Raw genomic sequence first — 278 nt, 5'->3', positions numbered from 1 at the left:
GATATCCGGCAACCTGTTAATTATGAGCCGCAACTTTTCAAATATGCTATCCGGGTCGCCTAGCTTATCGACCAATATTTCCTTTCGAGACCCCCAGCCGATTGCGTCATTCGGAATAAATATCCACGAATGAACGCTATAACCGCATGACAACCACGTTGCTCCAGCATCGCGGCATTTCTCGACTAGGCCGCTTTCTTGCTCTTTGCGCAATGCGTCCAGAAATTCAATATATTCCGCCTGTTTCTCGAAAAACACGAACGGAACCCATTTGCTAC

General features: G+C 47.1%; 1 protein-coding gene. It reads right to left on the bottom strand.

The annotated features are described in order from the left end of the window. On the bottom strand, positions 1–258 hold a 258-nt coding region (locus tag RMT89_RS42700; protein ID WP_315889145.1), incomplete at its 3' end, for a hypothetical protein. Positions 259–278: the final 20 nt, after the last annotated feature.

This window comes from Streptomyces sp. P17, assembly GCF_032436805.1.
Lineage (GTDB): Bacteria > Actinomycetota > Actinomycetes > Streptomycetales > Streptomycetaceae > Streptomyces.
This window is presented reverse-complemented; position numbering and strand designations above follow the sequence as displayed.